The organism is Candidatus Mycoplasma haematobovis (assembly GCF_001645765.1).
Lineage (GTDB): Bacteria > Bacillota_I > Bacilli_A > Mycoplasmatales > Mycoplasmoidaceae > Eperythrozoon_B > Eperythrozoon_B haematobovis.
Window position 1 is genome coordinate 228,222 of the sequence record NZ_LWUJ01000011.1, and the last position, 16,526, is coordinate 244,747.

A 16,526-nucleotide genomic window follows, 5' to 3' on the forward strand; every position below is an offset into this window, starting at 1 on the left:
ATTGTGGTTTTATTACTCCTACTAGGAGTTCCTGGTAGCGGAAAAGGCAGTCTTGCTCAAGCACTAGTAGAGAAATATAAATTTGTGCATTTTTCAACAGGAAAAATTTTTAGAGCAGCTAAGGAGAAATACAAAGATATTATGAGTTCTGGGAAGTTAGTTACTGATGATGTTGTTAATAAGATAGTACTAGAGGAGTTAACAGCTTTATCAAATAAGAATAATTCTCAAGTTCTAATAATGGATGGATATCCAAGAACTATAGGGCAAGCTAACTTTATTAAAGATCACTTTCCTATTAATAAAGTGTTCTATTTAATACCTAAATCAGATGAATATGTAACAGAGAGACTTACAAGTAGAGTGTTATGTGAAAAAGAAGATCATTCTTTTAATTTAATTAATAATCCTCCTAAAGTACCAGGTATTTGTGATTTTGATGGTTCTAAGCTTTACAAAAGAGAAGATGATAATAGAGAAGTAGTAGAAAAAAGGCTTAATACATACAAAGAGGCTACACAACCTTTAATTGACTACTATAAAGCAGAAGGATTAATGGAAGAACTAGATGCTAGTGATGATGTGAGAAATTTAGTAGATTTATTTTCAAAGTATTGTAGTTAGGGTACTTGAGGCAATCGCTCCTTCTGTGCCTGCAGAGCTGGTTGAGGAATCGCTTGAACTTGGTTGTCCGCTACTGGAGGTTGACTCAGCCCTTGGGTTTTGTTTTTTTTTAACTCGTCATTGGCAATAATTCCTCCAATGATTCCACCAACACAACTAATTACTCCTATAACACCAAAGAATGTTGCAAATCCTTTAATAACTCTGTAAGCTACTGGAAGCATACTTAGACTTTTAAAGAATTAAAGAAGATAAAGATGTTTGAGAAGTGCTTGAACTTAAAGCTTGTGATGAGCTGGAACCTGTTGACCCAGAGCTCCCTGAAGCTTCTCCTCCACTATTTACTACTGTTGTCGACGAACTGGCTTGTGTTACTGCTTGGCCCTTTTTTACACCTTCATTAGCAATTATTCCACCGATAATTCCACCTATACAAGCAAGAACTCCTACCACTCCAAAGAGAGTGGCAAAACTCTTTATTACTCTATAAGCTACCGGCAACATATATAAAATATATAGTAGATATGGATGATTATACAATTTTAAACCCTGATGAAATTAAAGAAATGCGGGAGGGCGGAAAGATATGGCAACTAATAAGTAAAGAACTTAAAGAATTTACAAAAGCTGGAGTAACAGGAGCAGAAGTTAATAATAAAGCAAAAGAATTATTTGATAAACATCGAGTAGAAACAGCATTTTACTTGTACCATAACTTCCCTGGACATATATGTATTTCTGTTAATGATTGCATAATACATGGAGTAGGACATGATATTACTTTTAAGTCAGGTGATAAAGTTACTTTAGATATAGGTTTCAAACACAAATCAATCTTTATTGATTCAGCAATGACTCTAATAATAGATCCTGATACTAATAGTAAATATGTTGACTTTATTGAACATGGGCATAAAGCTTTATGAGCAGGTATTAAGGCTGTAAGACCTAAGTGTACACAGGGAGATATAGCTTACGCTATAGAGAAATATGTTATTGATAATACTAAATATGCAATTATTGATGGTTTTGTAGGGCATACCATTGGAAAAGAAATACATCTTAAACCTAATATATACAATAAAGGTTTGAAGCCAGGACAAGGCATGATAATAAAACCAGGTACAGTAATATGTGTAGAACCAATGTTATTAGATCAAGATACAGGAGAACATAGAAAAGGCGAGAATGGTTTTGATATTTTTTCTAAAAAAGTTGGAAGTATGACATGTCACTGAGAGCATATGGTATTAGTAATGGATAATGGAATAGAAGTACTTACAGCTTCAGAAGAAGAGATAAAAAAATATCTTGGATAAAGAGAATAAGATAAAGTTAGGAGGGATAGTAAGGAAGATCCAAGGCGGTGGTGTAGTTATTGTGGAATTGGAGAATAATACTACAATAACTTGTCATGTATCTGGAAAAATGAAGAAATATAATGTACATGTGATATTGGGTGATAAAGTAGATGTTGAAATCAGCCCTTTTGATTTAACCAAAGGTAGAATAGTAAAAAGACATCTAGAACCAAGACCAGTTGAATCCTAATTATGAAAGTAAGAGCCTCAGTTAAGTGTATTTGTAAATATTGTAAAATCATTAAGCGTAAAAGTAGGGTTTGTGTTATTTGCAAAGTAGCTAAACATAAGCAAAGACAAAAATAGATGCCACGTATATTGGGAGTAGATATACCGAACAATAAACCACTTTATTCTGCGCTTACAGCTATATATGGAGTAGGACTTACTACTTCTAGAAAGATAGTACAAAAAGCTTTCTTTAATGAAATAAAGCCACTAAACAAGTTAACTAGAGAGGAAAAAGAAGAATTAGATAAGAAATTAAGGATTAAAGTAAATGAGCTTACTAAAGACCACTTAGCTACTATTTCTCAAATAATTATTAATTTACAAAATAATACTGAAAAATATATTTACCATGAATTTTTATTTGAGGGCGATTTAAGAAAAAAAGTAAGTGATAATATAAAAAACTTAGTCGAAATTAATTGTTATATTGGTATTAGACATAGAAGAGGTTTACCTGTTCATGGTCAAAGAACTAGAACTAATGCTAGAACCAGAAAAGGACCTAGAAAAACAGTAGCTAATAAGAAAATCGAAAGTAAATAGTGGCAGCACCTAAGAAAAAGAAAAAAGTTGTTTTAAGCTCTGGAATAGCGCACATTAGCTCTACTCTTAATAATACTTTAATCACTATTACTGATGAAAGTGGTAATTGTGTTCTACAAGAATCAGCAGGAACACTAAATTACAAGGGCACTAAGAAAGCCACTCCTTATGTAGCTAATTTAGTAGCATCTAAGATCGGAAAGAATGCCCAGAATTTAGGGTTGCAGAATTTAATAATAAAAGTAAAAGGAATTGGGAGAGGAAAAGAGATAGCTATAAGAACACTATCTACTTTTGGTTTTAATGTTACAGAAATTATTGATGTAACACCTCTACCTCATAATGGATGCAGACCTCCAAAAAAACCTAGATAAAAATTGTTATAATGATTAGAAGGTTTTTTTAGACGACAGTGGATAAATTTCCTAAATTTAATATAGATTTTAAACTTATTGAGTCCAGTCAGTATCTAGCCTCAGTAGTTATTTCTCCTTTAAAGCAAGGTTTTGGAACTACTTTAGGCAATGCATTAAGGAGAGTGTTGCTTGGATCTATTCCAGGAGCCGCTGTTTTTGCTATCAAAATAAACTCTATTTCTCATGAGTTTGCAGCAATTGATGGCATTATGGAAGATGTAACTGCTATAGTACTTAATATTAAGAAATTAGTTATTTCAATAGATGAAAAAGTATTTGATCCTGAAAGCTTAGAGGATAAATCAATTAGTGAGTGACCTACATTAAAAATTAATACTTCTAAAGTTGGACCTGTTTATGGTAAAGATATTGTATGTCCTCCAGGCGTGAAGATTGTTAATGGAGATTTAAAAATATGTGAGCTTACTAAGGAAGTTCCTTTAGAGATGGAATTATATGCTACTTTAGATAGAGGTTACAGAAGCTTTTTAGAAAATAGAGAAAGATTAAATACTTTGAAAATTATTGCAATTGACTCTTTATTTTCCCCAATTGTTAAAGTAGAGTGGAAAGTTACTGAAGAGAAGACTACTAAACAAGGTACTACTGATAAATTAAATTTAACTGTAGCTACAAATGGCTCTATTAAAGCGGCCGATGCTCTTTCATTGGCTGCTCGTACTTTAATTTCTATTCTTGAACCTATAGCCGAATTTAATCCTGAGATAGCTAAGAAGAATTTAATGGCAGGTAGCGAAAATGTTGTTACTAGAAAAACAGCAATGGCAACCCCTATTGATGATTTAGAGTTAACTATGAGGTCCTTTAATTGTTTAAAACAAAGTGGTATTAATACTATTACTGAACTAACTGAGATTACCAAGGAAGAAGCTGAGAAAATTAAAAATTTAGGTAAGAAGTCTTTAGATGAGATTATTCAGAAGTTATCTGAGAGGGGTCTTAAATTTAGAGGGGAGTAGTGTCATTCGTTAATAGGAAGGGCAGAACTCTAGCTCATAAGAAAATGGTGACTAGACAGCAGATCTCTGATGTTTTGTCTTATGGCTATATAACTACTACTAAGAGCTATGGAAAGAATACTCAAAGATTTCTAGAGAGACTTATTACTCTTTCAAAGGAAGATACTTTAGAACACAAAAGAGAAGCAGCTTCAATTCTTTTACCTACTACTAAATATAAAAAAGATGAGTTGCTTAAGAAGTTATTTACTGAAATAGCTACTACTTACAAAAATAGAAACGGTGGTTATTCTAGATTACTTAAACTTAGAGAAGAGAATAGAGTTATTCTTAGTTTAGTATAGGATAATTATGCACTCCTTTGTAATCGATAAATAGCTTCTTAGCTATTTCTTGAGCCAATTCTGCACCAGCTAAACATTCAACAGTAGCTAAAGCAACATCTATAGCACAACCAGCATTCTGAGCAGTAATTACTTGTTTATCTACAACTACTTTTTTATTAATTCAATTCTCTCTGAAATCTCCAATAATATTAGGATCATTGTAGCAAGTAAAACTTAAATCTTTATTTCTTGCTTCTTCTAGAATGCATAATAAAGGAATAGGTGCTGCACAAATAGCTACTAACCACTTACTTGGATCATCAAAGAATTTCTTAACAGAGTTATGCAATTTAGGATCGGGATCATCCCTTTCAATGCTTGAAGGATTTAAATAGCTTTTGTATCCTGGGCCCCCAGGCAAGAAAATAGCATCATACTGAATCATATTTACAGTCTTTAAATTAAGACCAGAAGTTACTTTAAGCATTGAATAACTTAAATTAAAGCTTGATTTAACATCGTAAACCATTACATCTACAATAAACTTAGCACGTTTTCAGATATCTATAGGAACTATTAGTTCCATATCTTCAACGTTATTAGGAGCTATTACAGCAATTCTTATTTGTTTTTGCATAAATAAAATGGTGGAAGTGAGGGGATTCGAACCCCCATCCAATTAACCAGTAACAAAGACGTTTACAACTTAGTTAGTTTCTAAGAACTAACAATAACCTCTACAACTTAAACCCCTTCGACACCCCCTCAGCTACTAGTTAAACTAAAGAGTTAAAGCTAATTGCTGAGAGTTGCTCATTAGTAGATTCACTAATGAAGCACGCTCTTTTTTCTTTGCGTTTATTTTTAGCTATAAAGGGCTTACCCTATTGTAGTCAGTGTCCTTTTAATTAACTGTCGAAGCCAATAAACACTCCCGCTACTGCATACTTATTTTTCAATAAGTATCTTTGAAAATTTTAAAAAATTTTTTCGTATATTAATTATTTTTCTTAATATTTTTTATTATTAGTAGGAATTAATTAAAAATCAAAAGAAAATTTAATGATTAAGCATCGTCTAACTTCTGAATCTTTAGCTACTCTTAAAGAAGAATACAATAATTTAGTTAACGTTGAAAGAATTGATGTTATTAATGAAATTAAAGTAGCTAGAGATAATGGTGATCTTTCTGAGAATGCTGACTATGAAGCTGCTTTAAATAAACAAAAAGTAATTGAAACTAGAATTCTTGAAATTAAAGCTATTCTTGATAATCATGTACTAATTTCTGATACTGAAGTGGGTTCAGTAGGAGATATTGTAAAGATTGGTTCTAAAGTAAAGATATTAGAGATTGAGGATAATATAGAGAGTGAATATGAGATATTAGGGTCTGTAGATAATAATCCTAGTATGGGTCGTATCTCTAATGAATGTCCTTTAGCTAAATCTATGTTGGGTAAAAAGGTAGGGGATGTAGTAGAAGTACAAAATATTCACTCACCATATAAAGTAAAAATACTTAATATTTCATAAATTTGGAAAATAATAAAAGACCTTTAGTAACTAAGGAGACACTTGAAAATTGCGACTGCCATATAGGTCTTCGTTTTAGATATTGAAATCCTAAAATGAAGGATTTCATTCTTAATAAAGAAAGCGGAAGATATTTATTTGATACTGACAAGATATCTTGATTTTTAGGTAATGCTTATGACTATATTCTGGACTTAGTTAAAGCTGGCGCAGATATTATGTTTGTGGGAGTAAAGAATAAGAATACTTCTCCTATTATTATGGAAGCAGCTTCAAGAGTTAAAGCTCTTTATTTAACTCAAAGATGACTAGGAGGTTTATTAACTAATTTCAAAAATATTAGTTCAAATATCAAAAAACTTAATGAACTTACAGATTTATTAGAGAACCCTGATTTACAAGAGGGTTATACAAAAAGAGAGATACTTCATTTTTCTAAACAAAAAGAAAAATTAGAGAAGTTTTACGGAGGTATTAGGAATTTACAAAGATTGCCAAATTTATTGGTAGTATTTAATCCTGTTGAAGATGTTATTGCTGTTCAAGAAGCAAGAAAAATGAATATTCCAATAATTGCTATTTCAAATACTAATACAGATCCAGATAATGTAGATTTCGTAATACCAGGTAATAATAGCTCTACTAAATCAGTTTATTTGATAGCTAATTTATTATGTGATGCTATTGCTCAAGTGCAAGGTCAAGCGCAATTAGTGGCTTACAAAGATATGTCAGAAATTACAATTCCTGAAGAATATCAACAACATTACAAATTTAGAAGTGGTGAAAGAGGAACTGTATCTTTTATTTAGGAGACATATAGAGCTTAGATTTTTTTATTACTTAGAGTACTTATTAAATTTCTTAAGCAAATTCAATATTAAAGTTAAACCCTCTATTAAGTCATTATTATTCAGAGGTAAGCTAATACCTTTAGTAGTGGGCTATAGCTCTAAATTTAATAAATATATAGCTTTTCAAAATAGAATGATATTTTTGAGTGAAGAGAATTGAAAAGAAGAATTAGATAGTTTAGATAAGTCTAAAGACTACTTATTAATAGGTAATAAGAAGTATATGGAATATTTAAAAGGTCAGAACTTTAAGATAACATGCGATGGATAAATCACGTTGGCAGAGAAGAGTTGCATTAGTAGAGGCTATATACTCGGAATTTCTTTGTCCCCAATTAAAACACCCTATAGGACTAGAAGAGTGGACCGATTTTGAAAAGAAAGTATTTCAAAATTATCTAGAAAATAAGAATAAGTATATTAAACTTTTAAATACATATCTTAAAGAAGGCTGAGAGATAGATAGGCTTAATACTATTGCATCCTCTATACTTCTTGAAGCTATTTCAGAATTTAATTCTTTAAATACTCCTCCCAATATTCTTATTGAACAATCCGTTAAAACAGCTAAGAACTACTGTGGCGAGAACGAATATAAACTAATAAATGGAGTGCTTGAGAATTGTTTAAAGAATGGAGCAGTTAATAATTAAATGAAAGCATTGATATTGATATCTTGCTTTACTTTTTAATATAGCTATACCAGCGCTAATAGCAGTAGATAGGAAAGTTAATAACGGTTCAGGAGGTTCAGGGAGTATGCTGATGCTTTGCATTGCTCCTAGTTTAGTCTTTCCTTTATTGCTTGTATATATGTATTACACTATGAGAGAATTTAAGGCATGTAGAGAGATTATTAAAGACGATAGATTTGGTTTTTTTTGAAAAGGTGTATTAGCTTCCTTTATTTCATTTAATTTATTCATAATTTCTTTAGTAGTTTCTTGAAAAGCCCAAACAGCAGCAGCAGCAACAGTTGGTTATACTGCGCTGGCCTTTACTTGTATATTAGGAGTAGCTTCTGGCGCTTGCTTGAGCTGATATGAATTTTGTGTTAATTGGGATATTTTTTATAATAAAAATAAGGAGACTATTATTGCCAGTTATTTATCAAATAAAAAAGCAAGAAATATTTAATTTATTTTTGAATGAAAATTAGGAGACAGGGAGAGAAGACATTACTTAATTTAATTTCGCAAGTAGCTGAAAAATATGCTTTATCTCCAGAAAAAGTAGCAGAGTTATTATCTCAAACTTTTCATACGGCTTTTCTTAAAGAATATCCAGATAATGTTGTTGACGTAAATATAGATTTAAAGAATGAGAAAATAGAGATATGAAGACATCTTCAAGTAGTTACAGATGAATACTTTTCAAAAGAGGGCTTTGAAGACTATGAAACATTAATTCCTATTTCTAAAGTATCTAAATTACCCAGAACTTCTAAGAATCCTCCTAAACCTCAAGTAGGGGATACGGTTTATCAAGAAGTAGAGATTGAAGATTTTGATTCAAAAATTACTAATAATATACAACTATTCTTTAAGAAACTTACTCAAACCGAAGTAAGTAAGAATATTTGTCAAAAATGATCTCCTTTTCAAGGTAAAGTAATTGAAGGTACTGTTGAAGAGATAATTGAGAATAAAGATGATAGGAAAGTTAAGAAAATAATTGTTTCTTTGATTGCTCCTGACGGAACCGTAGCAAAAGGACTTATTTTTAGAAGTGATATTGTTTGAATAGATGGTCCTAATGGAACAAGAATTTATGAAAATTTAGCATTAGGACAAACATACTTGTTCTATGTTAAAGAAATATCTGAAATGAATATGCACTTTCCTATAACACTTTCAAGAATTGATGCCGAAATTGTTAAATTTGTTATGGCTAAACATATTTCAGAAATGGCTGAGGGTAAGGTGGAAATTAGAGGTATTGCAAGAATAGCAGGCTTGAAAACTAAAGTATTAGTGCACTCTAATGATCCTAATATTGATCCAGTAGGTTGTTGTATTGGCCCTAAAGGCAAGAGACTTAAAGTTATTTCAAGTGAATTATTAAATGAAAAAATAGATGTCATTCTTTGGAATGATGATCCAGTTCAGAATGTTATTAATGCTTTTGTTACAGGAAAGATTATTGGTTACAAAGTTGAAGATGAAAACGAAATTACTTTAGTTGCAACATTAGATAATTTACTTTCTTGCATTGGTAAGAGAGGTTCAAATACTAAACTTGTATATATGTTAACTAATTGAAAAATTAATTTGAAAACAATACAAGAAGCTAAAGATGAGAATTTAGACTATATTGCTATTGATGATGATAAGTTCTCTAATAGTAATAAGATCTCAGAGAGAATTTTCAAAATGCACTATAAAAAAAATGAAAATGCTATGAGAGAGCTCAAAGACAGAAGTATAGACAATGACCAATCATAATGAGTCTTCCTTTAATTTTGTAAAGCCTTTAACAGTTTCAGACTTTGCAAAAAAGGTAAATGTAGATGCCGGTTCAATAATTAAATATTTTTTTATTAAGGGGATTATTACTAATTTAAATACTATTCTTAAAGAAGAGGATTGTTTATCTCTTTGCGAAAGCTTTAATATTCAATTCTCTAAGTCGGAAGGAAATGATCAAGAGTCAGATATATTCTCTCCTTACCTTACTTTAGACTCTAAGAAAACTATAGAGAAAACACCTATAGTTACTATTATGGGACATGTAGACCATGGTAAGACTACTTTGCTAGACAAAATAAGAGGTAGTAATGTTACTGATTCAGAATATGGTGGTATTACTCAGCATATAGGTGCTTATCAAATAGTTAAGAATAAGAAGAAAATAACTTTCTTAGATACTCCTGGCCATGAAGCTTTCACAAAGATGAGAGCTAGGGGGGCTAATGTTACAGATATAGTAGTATTAGTTACAGCGGCAGATGATGGCATTAAGCCCCAAACTATTGAGGCTATACAACATGCTTTAGCAGCTAAAGTTAAATTAATAGTCTTTATTAATAAGATTGACAAAGGTACTAAGAATATAGGCTCTATTAAGAATACTTTAATGGAGCACGGAGTAATATTAGAGGAATTTGGGGGAGATGTATTATGTGTAGAGGGTTCTGCACTTCAAGGCAAAGGAATTGATGAATTACTTGAATCTATATTACTTGTGGCAGAAATAGCTGAACTTAAAACTACTGAAGAAACGCCAGCTATAGGTACTGTTATTGAATCTAGAATTAATAAAGGAATGGGCTCTACAGCTACTGTATTACTTTCAAGAGGCACTTTAAAGTGTGGAGATTTCATAGTAATGAAATCTTCTTTTTGCAAAATAAAGTCTATTGCTGATGCTAGTAATAAACCAATTAAATTATTAGAGCCTTGTTTACCAGCGGTACTTTCTGGCTTTAAATCATTACCAGAAGCAGGCGATAAATTTCTTTCATTTAAGAATGAGAAAGAAGCAAAAGAGCTATTTGAGAAGTGACAAGATGATTTACAAAAAGAGAGTGTAATTCTTGAGAAAACTAAAGAAACAGAGAATCTTACTATTATTCTTAGGGCAGATGTAAGTGGTTCTTTAGAGGCAATAAAAGAAATTATTTATAGATACAATATACCAATAATTGCTTCAAGTATAGGATCAGTTACAGATGCAGATTTACAATTGGCCTCTATTTCTTCTTCGATAGTTATTAATTTCAATCAAAAAATTCCCACCACTATTATTAATAGCGCTAAAGAGATGAAGTTAGCACTTAAGGATTACAGAAGTGTTTATGAAATTGAAGAGGATTTAATTGCAATAATTGAGGGTAATAAAGTAATTGAAAAAGTAGAGGAAGTATTGGGAAGAGCTGAAGTATTAAAGCTTTGACATCACTCAAAAGTAGGTACTATTGCTGGATGTAAAGTAATATCTGGAAAGATTAATAAGACTGATAAAGTGAGAGTTATTAGAGAGGGAGAGATATTATTTACTTCCACTATTAAGTCCTTTAAGACAGAAGCTTTTGAGATTAAAGAATGTTTAGAGAATCAGGAATGTGGTATTGTAGTAAATAATTGAAACAATATAAAAGTTGGAGATTTTATTGAGGCATTTCGCATTGTTTAGTGGAGAGCATAGAATCCAAGAAGTTCTCCAAAAACCTGCATAAGGTTTTGTTGAGAATACTTTCAGAAAAGTTAGAAGACCCTATATTTAAGAGAGTTACTATTAATTTTGTTAAAGTTAGTAAAGATAAAACTTTTGCTACAGTATATTTAGATTTAGTAAATAATACTAAACCTAAATTAGTGCTTGAAAAATTAAACAAACTTAATGGTTTTTTTAAAGTCTTATTAACACAAGCTTTAGGTAAATATAGAGTACCTTTTTTAAGATTTGTAAATGATGAAGACTTTAATAGAGCCAGAAAAGTAGAATCTTTAATAGATGAAGCTACTAAGAATTTAGAGGATGCCTAAAGAAGAGAATAAGAAGTCTGGAGGTGGAGATAGTTTAGATCAAGCGGCCGACCAAGTTACAAAAATAGAGGACTCGAAATTAGCTGAACTTTTCATTGAGGCTAATAGGAGAGCTAGAAATTCTGATACTCCTGAGATATGTGAGCTTTATGTTGAGGAGAAGAAAGAGTATGAGTTTCAAGAGCACGTACCAGATCCTGAGTTATTAACTAGTATTCATGCTAGTTTAACTAGTACTGAAATACATCATAAAAAACTTCTTGAGGAAGGTGCTCCTACTAATGCATTACTCTCTTTATTACAAAAAATAAGAGATTTATTATTATTAGAAAAAAAAGTACAAAAACAAACTGTTATTGTTCCTGAGGCGTGAAGATTCTTTTCTTCATGTCATAAGAATTACAAAAAACGCATTTATGCTTATCTTAATGACTTCTCTTCCATGACTGAGCTATGACTTAGGAATACAAGAAAGAGCTCTCTCATGTTTAAATTTGAACTATTACTCTTAGCTGTAATAACTGTACTTAGTATTCCATTAATAATTTTTTGAGCTAAACCTTCTTCACATACAGATGAATTTAGAAGAGCTTTTGCTTCTACTTGATCAAACTTAATTTTCTATTCTGCCTCTTTCTCTTTTATTTTTGCACTAATTCCTCCATTCTTTTTAATGACACTTTGATTTGTTAATGTAAACCATTTACATAACTCTAAGAACTTCCACTTCTTCTTATTTACATTCTTTACTGTAGCAGTAGTATTCTTAGCTTTAGCAATATTCAATACTTTCTTATTCTATGTAATACATTGAAGGTGAGGAATTATTAGATAATTTTGAAATTTGTATCATCAGCTACTATTCTTCTTAGATCGGGCAAAGGAGGGGATGGCATAATAGCTTGAAGGAGAGAGAGTAAAGTAAGGTTAGGAGGGCCGGCAGGCGGGAATGGGGGCAAAGGAGGCTCTATATATATAGAGGCCGATGAAAATGTAAATAGTCTTTTTCATTTAAGACACTCTAAATTAATAAAGGCAGAGAATGGCGAAAATGGAAGCAATAAGAATATGCATGGAAAAAATGGCGAAGATTTGAGAATTAAAGTTCCTTGTGGAACTAATATTTTCAATAAAGTAAATAATGAAAAACTTTTTGAATTAATTAAACATGGAGAGTCTTATCTAGCTTGCAAAGGAGGAGCAGGAGGTAGAGGGAATGCATCCTTTAAATCTTCAAAAAATTCTGCACCTTATTTATATGAATTAGGAGATCCCGCAGAAGAACTAGAAATTATTCTAGATTTAGAGACTATTTCAGATATTGGTTTTTTAGGCATGCCTAATGCAGGAAAGTCTTCATTACTTTCTTTAATTTCTAATGCTAAACCTAAAGTAGCAGATTTTCCCTTTACTACACTAGTGCCGGTATTAGGTACAGTTACTTATGAAAATAAGAAATTAGTATTTGCTGATATTCCTGGATTAATAGAGAATGCTTCTGAAGGAGCAGGACTAGGATTTGAATTTCTTAAACATTTAAATAGATGCAAATTATTAATACATATAGTAGACTGCTCTATTCCTAATTTAGCCGAGAATATAGAGGTAATAGAGAAGGAGTTAAAAAATTACTCAGGTGAGTTATTTCAAAAACCTAGATTATTATGTTTGAATAAAATAGACTTAATTACTAATGAGCAAATAATTAAATTAAAGAAAGAACATCCGGAAGCTATTTTGATTTCAGTACTTGATAATAAGAATATAGAGGAATTAAAAAAAAGAGTATTTGAGCTTTTTGAGAAATCAAAGTTTAAAGTAAAAGAAAAACCAGACTACTTAGAAGTGGCAGATGATCCACTATTATTCGCTACTTTAGAGATAACTAAAGAGAAAGAAATATGAGTAGTTAAGCATCCTGCTTTAAAATATTGAGTTTTTAAAATTCCCTTAGACACTCACGATAATATCGCTCGTCTTTTTCAAAAAATTAATTCTTTAGGAGTAGAGAAAGAGCTATTAAAGAGAGGAGCAGTCAAGGGGGAGGCGGTGAATATTTATGATCTAAACTATAAATTTTTAGTGGATTAGTATGAAAACAAAAATTATCTTTTTTACAGGTGGAGTTTATTCTTCAGTAGGAAAGGGATTAACTTTAGCTAGCGTAGGGAGAATATTTAAAGAGTTAGGCTTTAAAGTATCTGTACTTAAATTTGATCCTTATTTAAATATTAATTCTGGGAATCTTTCTCCAGAACAACATGGAGAGGTATATGTGACTTCTGATGGTCATGAGACTGATTTAGATTTAGGGCATTATGAAAGATTTATGAATTACAAGCTTACTAAACAATCTTGTATTACAGCCGGAACTATTTACAAAAGCTTATTAGAAAAGCAAGAAAATGATTTTTCTGGCGATACTATTCAAGTAATTCCGCACGTTGTTAATGAAATTAATTCTTCTATTTATGCCTTATTAGAAAAAGAGAAAGACTATGATTTTCTATTTGTTGAAATAGGAGGAACTGTAGGAGATATAGAATCTTTACCCTTTTTAGAAGCAGCACATAGATTTAGGAGAGAGTATGGAGAAGATAATGTTTTTTTCATTCATATTTCTCCTATATTCAAACTTAAATTATTTGGAGAATTTAAAACTAAAGCTACTCAACACTCTTTAAAGCAATTAATTTCTCACAATATTTTTCCTAATTTATTAATTCTTAGATGTGATTCTGTTCCCCAAGTAGATGTGAGACCTAAGATTTCTGTTGCGGCTCAGATGGATCCAGATAATATGGTTTATTCTACTGATCAAGAAAGTATTTATTTAATTGCAGAAAAACTTTATGAAGCAGATGTACATTCTAAAATACTTTCTTATTTCAGACTTTCTTTACCCAAAAAAAATTTAGATGATTGAAAAAAACTTACTTCTAAAATTTTGCAACCTAAAAAATACAAATTAAAGTTAGCTTTAATTGGTAAATATACATTAGCTTCTGATGCCTATATTTCTATAATTGAATCTTTTAAGATTGCTTCTTACCAATTAAGTGTAGAGCTTACTATAGATTACATTTCTTCTGATGAAGTAGATTTAGAAGAGCTTAAGGAGTATGGAGCAATTTGTGTGCCTCATGGCTTTGGTAGTAGAGGTACAGAAGGTAAAATTAAAGTCATTGAATATTGTAGAGTTAACAAAATTCCTTTTTTAGGAATTTGTTTTGGGATGCAATTGGCATGTATTGAATATATGCGTAATGTGCTTAATTACAGTGATTGCAATAGTACTGAGATAGATCCAGATACTAAGACACCTTTATTTATTCCTGTTTCAACCAAAGAGATGCGACTGGGAAGTAAGAAAATTAAGATTATTAGAAATACTTACGCTTATGAGTTATTTAAAGAGGAGATTATTTCAGAAAGACATAGACATAAATATTATTTAAATCCTGAATATATAGGAGTGTTTAAAGATACTGATTTTGTATTATCTGCTTTTAGTGATGATGAAGAGCAAATTACAGAGATGATTGAATTAAGGAATCATCCATTTTTTGTAGCAACTCAATTTCATCCAGAATTTGAAACTAATTTATTAGATATCTCTCCTTTATTCTTGAATTTCCTAAAAGCCGGAGTAACTAAGTAATAATGAATATTTGAGTTAAAGGATTAATAGGAGTTGGGACTTTAGGCGCTATTGTTACAGGAGTTTTGCTTTACCCAAAACCCAAAAAGATCGCCTTTAATTATGAGGATTTTTGGGGCAAAAAATTGAAAGTTTTGGAAACAGAATTAGTGAAATTAAATAAAGAAGGTAAAGATGAAGTAGAGCTTGCCAAGAAGATTGCTACTGGAAGAAGTTATGTTCTCTTTGCTTTAAACCAAGAAAAAACTGGTTTTTATCCCGGCAATGGAACACAACAGAAAACTGAGCTTTCTGGTTTTTGTGCAGATTCCGAAAGAAGAAAAACAGTAGAGGAATCAACTACAAAGAAGATTTGCGATGAAGATGGATAACAATTCTAAATGAGAAGAAGTAACTTTAGATAAGTTAGGAAATTTACAAAGAGGTAAACAAACTCACAAACCTGAAAACGACCCTTATTTGTTTGAAAATGGTAATATACCCTTTGTTCAAGTTTTGTGCATTGATGGAAAACTGTTTGTTAATAATGTTAGGAAATATTACAACAAATTTGGTTTAAGGCAAAGTAAATTATTTTCTGAAAATACTGTTTGTATTGTAAATCATGGTATTGTGGCTGGAACTTCCATTTTAAAAAAACCTTCTTGTTTATGTACGCAATTGCATGGATTTAACTCTTTTGAGAACGTTTCAGATCCAAAATTTGTAAAGTATTGTTTTGATTTTGGGAAAATAAAGAGGCTTTGTCAAAATATATCGTCGGCTGTATCTATTACTAAAAAATTAACCTTGAACAGGATATTAAAAATATCTTTTCCTAACCCTCCTTTAGATATTCAACAAAAAATAGGAAAGATCTTATCTACTTATGATCTATTAATAGAAAACTACGAAAAACAAATAGATTTATTGAAGAACCAAAGAACCAAGTTATTTCAACGTTGATTCATAAATCATAAGTTTCCAAATTACATAGACACCAACCCCTCTAATTGAAAACCAACTCTATTAAAGGATTTTGTTAACTTTAAAGCCGGACCAAGGCTTGCAGGTGAAACAAAAGAACATGGACTTTATCCTTTCTTTACCTGTTCAAAAGAAACACAAAGAATAAACGAATATTCTTTTGATCAAGAAGCTTTAATATTGTCTAGTGCAGGAGAGTTATGTGTTAAATACTGTGTTGGTAAATTTGATGTTATGTCTCAAGTTTATGTTCTTAGTTTGAAACATCATTACGTATATTGATTATTTGAAAAGATTAATTATTTGCTCCCTTTCTTTAGAAAAACATCTAATTCAACAACTATTCCAAGATTAGGAGTGGAAAGATTTAGAAATTTTAAAGTTTCTATTCCTCCAAATAATTTGTTAAACTTATTTAATAAATTTGCTGAACCTATTCAAAAACAAATAGATTGTTTGTCAAAACAGGTCAATAAATTTCAGATTATTAAGAACGAATTAATTGAGTGAATATATAGTCAGAAGCTTGAAATAAATTAAT

24 protein-coding genes and 1 other RNA gene are annotated in these 16,526 nt (G+C 30.8%); 21 read left to right on the forward strand and 4 right to left on the reverse strand.

Going from position 1 to position 16,526, the window contains the following annotated elements; translation table 4 throughout:
• The first annotated feature begins 3 nt into the window (after positions 1 to 3).
• Positions 4 to 624, forward strand: coding sequence for an adenylate kinase family protein (locus A6V39_RS03320; RefSeq protein ID WP_187150224.1), 621 nt, complete (start codon positions 4 to 6; stop codon positions 622 to 624).
• Here the strand turns inward: A6V39_RS03320 and A6V39_RS03325 are convergent.
• Together A6V39_RS03325 and A6V39_RS03330 are read right to left on the reverse strand one after the other, a co-directional pair.
• Positions 621 to 848, reverse strand: coding sequence for a hypothetical protein (locus A6V39_RS03325; RefSeq protein ID WP_187150225.1), 228 nt, complete (start codon positions 846 to 848; stop codon positions 621 to 623). The two genes, A6V39_RS03320 and A6V39_RS03325, sit on opposite strands and share 4 nt — an antisense overlap.
• Positions 849 to 858: 10 nt before the next feature.
• A complete protein-coding gene (locus A6V39_RS03330) occupies positions 859 to 1,128 on the reverse strand; it encodes a hypothetical protein (RefSeq protein WP_187150226.1) in 270 nt (89 codons plus the stop codon).
• Between the two features lie 20 nt (positions 1,129 to 1,148).
• Here A6V39_RS03330 and map point away from each other — a divergent pair, with 20 nt between their 5' ends.
• Genes map through rplQ form a run of 7 tightly spaced genes read left to right on the forward strand, consistent with a single transcriptional unit; the run spans position 1,149 to position 4,499 of the window.
• Positions 1,149 to 1,943, forward strand: coding sequence for a type I methionyl aminopeptidase (gene map / locus A6V39_RS03335; RefSeq protein WP_187150227.1), 795 nt, complete (start codon positions 1,149 to 1,151; stop codon positions 1,941 to 1,943).
• Positions 1,936 to 2,175: a translation initiation factor IF-1 gene (infA, locus tag A6V39_RS03340; RefSeq protein ID WP_187150228.1), complete on the forward strand. Its 240-nt coding sequence runs from the start codon at positions 1,936 to 1,938 to the stop codon at positions 2,173 to 2,175. Before map ends, infA begins: the two co-directional genes overlap by 8 nt.
• A 2-nt stretch (positions 2,176 to 2,177) precedes the next feature.
• Positions 2,178 to 2,291, forward strand: a complete 114-nt coding sequence (rpmJ, locus tag A6V39_RS03345) for a 50S ribosomal protein L36 (RefSeq protein ID WP_187150229.1) — start codon at positions 2,178 to 2,180, stop codon at positions 2,289 to 2,291.
• Entirely contained in the window at positions 2,292 to 2,759 is a 468-nt protein-coding gene (rpsM, locus tag A6V39_RS03350; protein ID WP_187150230.1) for a 30S ribosomal protein S13, read from the forward strand.
• The gene (gene rpsK / locus A6V39_RS03355) at positions 2,759 to 3,133 is read left to right on the forward strand and encodes a 30S ribosomal protein S11 (protein WP_245633507.1); all 375 of its coding nucleotides are present in this window, start codon (positions 2,759 to 2,761) and stop codon (positions 3,131 to 3,133) included. Before rpsM ends, rpsK begins: the two co-directional genes overlap by 1 nt.
• Positions 3,134 to 3,171: 38 nt before the next feature.
• Positions 3,172 to 4,155, forward strand: coding sequence for a DNA-directed RNA polymerase subunit alpha (locus tag A6V39_RS03360; protein WP_187150231.1), 984 nt, complete (start codon positions 3,172 to 3,174; stop codon positions 4,153 to 4,155).
• Complete coding sequence (rplQ, locus tag A6V39_RS03365) at positions 4,155 to 4,499, forward strand: 50S ribosomal protein L17 (protein ID WP_187150232.1); 345 nt, start codon at positions 4,155 to 4,157, stop codon at positions 4,497 to 4,499. Before A6V39_RS03360 ends, rplQ begins: the two co-directional genes overlap by 1 nt.
• Here rplQ and A6V39_RS03370 read toward each other — a convergent pair.
• Together A6V39_RS03370 and ssrA are read right to left on the reverse strand one after the other, a co-directional pair.
• The gene (locus A6V39_RS03370) at positions 4,486 to 5,118 is read right to left on the reverse strand and encodes a DJ-1/PfpI family protein (protein WP_187150233.1); all 633 of its coding nucleotides are present in this window, start codon (positions 5,116 to 5,118) and stop codon (positions 4,486 to 4,488) included. The two genes, rplQ and A6V39_RS03370, sit on opposite strands and share 14 nt — an antisense overlap.
• A gap of 8 nt (positions 5,119 to 5,126) precedes the next feature.
• Positions 5,127 to 5,417, reverse strand: a transfer-messenger RNA (tmRNA) gene (gene ssrA, locus A6V39_RS03375).
• Positions 5,418 to 5,543: 126 nt separating this feature from the next.
• Here ssrA and greA point away from each other — a divergent pair.
• From greA to A6V39_RS03440, 13 genes are read left to right on the forward strand one after another with little or no spacing between them, the layout of a single operon-like run.
• Complete coding sequence (gene greA / locus A6V39_RS03380) at positions 5,544 to 6,017, forward strand: transcription elongation factor GreA (RefSeq protein WP_187150234.1); 474 nt, start codon at positions 5,544 to 5,546, stop codon at positions 6,015 to 6,017.
• 2 nt (positions 6,018 to 6,019) lie between these two features.
• Entirely contained in the window at positions 6,020 to 6,829 is an 810-nt protein-coding gene (gene rpsB, locus A6V39_RS03385) for a 30S ribosomal protein S2 (protein ID WP_245633508.1), read from the forward strand.
• The gene (locus A6V39_RS03390) at positions 6,801 to 7,142 is read left to right on the forward strand and encodes a hypothetical protein (RefSeq protein ID WP_187150236.1); all 342 of its coding nucleotides are present in this window, start codon (positions 6,801 to 6,803) and stop codon (positions 7,140 to 7,142) included. The genes rpsB and A6V39_RS03390 overlap by 29 nt, the downstream gene beginning before the upstream one ends.
• Positions 7,135 to 7,524, forward strand: a complete 390-nt coding sequence (locus tag A6V39_RS03395; protein ID WP_187150237.1) for a transcription antitermination factor NusB — start codon at positions 7,135 to 7,137, stop codon at positions 7,522 to 7,524. The genes A6V39_RS03390 and A6V39_RS03395 overlap by 8 nt, the downstream gene beginning before the upstream one ends.
• Entirely contained in the window at positions 7,505 to 8,008 is a 504-nt protein-coding gene (locus A6V39_RS03400) for a hypothetical protein (RefSeq protein ID WP_187150238.1), read from the forward strand. Before A6V39_RS03395 ends, A6V39_RS03400 begins: the two co-directional genes overlap by 20 nt.
• An 11-nt stretch (positions 8,009 to 8,019) precedes the next feature.
• Positions 8,020 to 9,315: a NusA N-terminal domain-containing protein gene (locus A6V39_RS03405; RefSeq protein ID WP_187150239.1), complete on the forward strand. Its 1,296-nt coding sequence runs from the start codon at positions 8,020 to 8,022 to the stop codon at positions 9,313 to 9,315.
• A complete protein-coding gene (infB, locus tag A6V39_RS03410; protein WP_187150240.1) occupies positions 9,302 to 11,005 on the forward strand; it encodes a translation initiation factor IF-2 in 1,704 nt (567 codons plus the stop codon). Before A6V39_RS03405 ends, infB begins: the two co-directional genes overlap by 14 nt.
• Positions 11,005 to 11,358 carry a 30S ribosome-binding factor RbfA gene (gene rbfA, locus A6V39_RS03415; protein ID WP_187150241.1) on the forward strand — a complete coding sequence of 118 codons (354 nt, stop codon included), beginning with the start codon at positions 11,005 to 11,007 and terminating at the stop codon, positions 11,356 to 11,358. The genes infB and rbfA overlap by 1 nt, the downstream gene beginning before the upstream one ends.
• Positions 11,351 to 12,193, forward strand: coding sequence for a hypothetical protein (locus A6V39_RS03420; protein ID WP_187150242.1), 843 nt, complete (start codon positions 11,351 to 11,353; stop codon positions 12,191 to 12,193). Before rbfA ends, A6V39_RS03420 begins: the two co-directional genes overlap by 8 nt.
• Positions 12,194 to 12,195: 2 nt before the next feature.
• Complete coding sequence (gene obgE, locus A6V39_RS03425; RefSeq protein ID WP_187150243.1) at positions 12,196 to 13,449, forward strand: GTPase ObgE; 1,254 nt, start codon at positions 12,196 to 12,198, stop codon at positions 13,447 to 13,449.
• A 1-nt stretch (position 13,450) separates the two neighbouring features.
• On the forward strand, positions 13,451 to 15,019 hold the full coding sequence (gene pyrG, locus A6V39_RS03430) for a CTP synthase (RefSeq protein WP_245633510.1): 1,569 nt from the start codon (positions 13,451 to 13,453) through the stop codon (positions 15,017 to 15,019).
• 2 nt (positions 15,020 to 15,021) lie between these two features.
• Positions 15,022 to 15,390 (forward strand): hypothetical protein, encoded by a 369-nt coding sequence (locus tag A6V39_RS03435; RefSeq protein ID WP_187150244.1) that lies wholly within the window; start codon positions 15,022 to 15,024, stop codon positions 15,388 to 15,390.
• The gene (locus tag A6V39_RS03440) at positions 15,383 to 16,525 is read left to right on the forward strand and encodes a restriction endonuclease subunit S (RefSeq protein ID WP_187150245.1); all 1,143 of its coding nucleotides are present in this window, start codon (positions 15,383 to 15,385) and stop codon (positions 16,523 to 16,525) included. Before A6V39_RS03435 ends, A6V39_RS03440 begins: the two co-directional genes overlap by 8 nt.
• The last annotated feature ends 1 nt before the right edge of the window (position 16,526 follow it).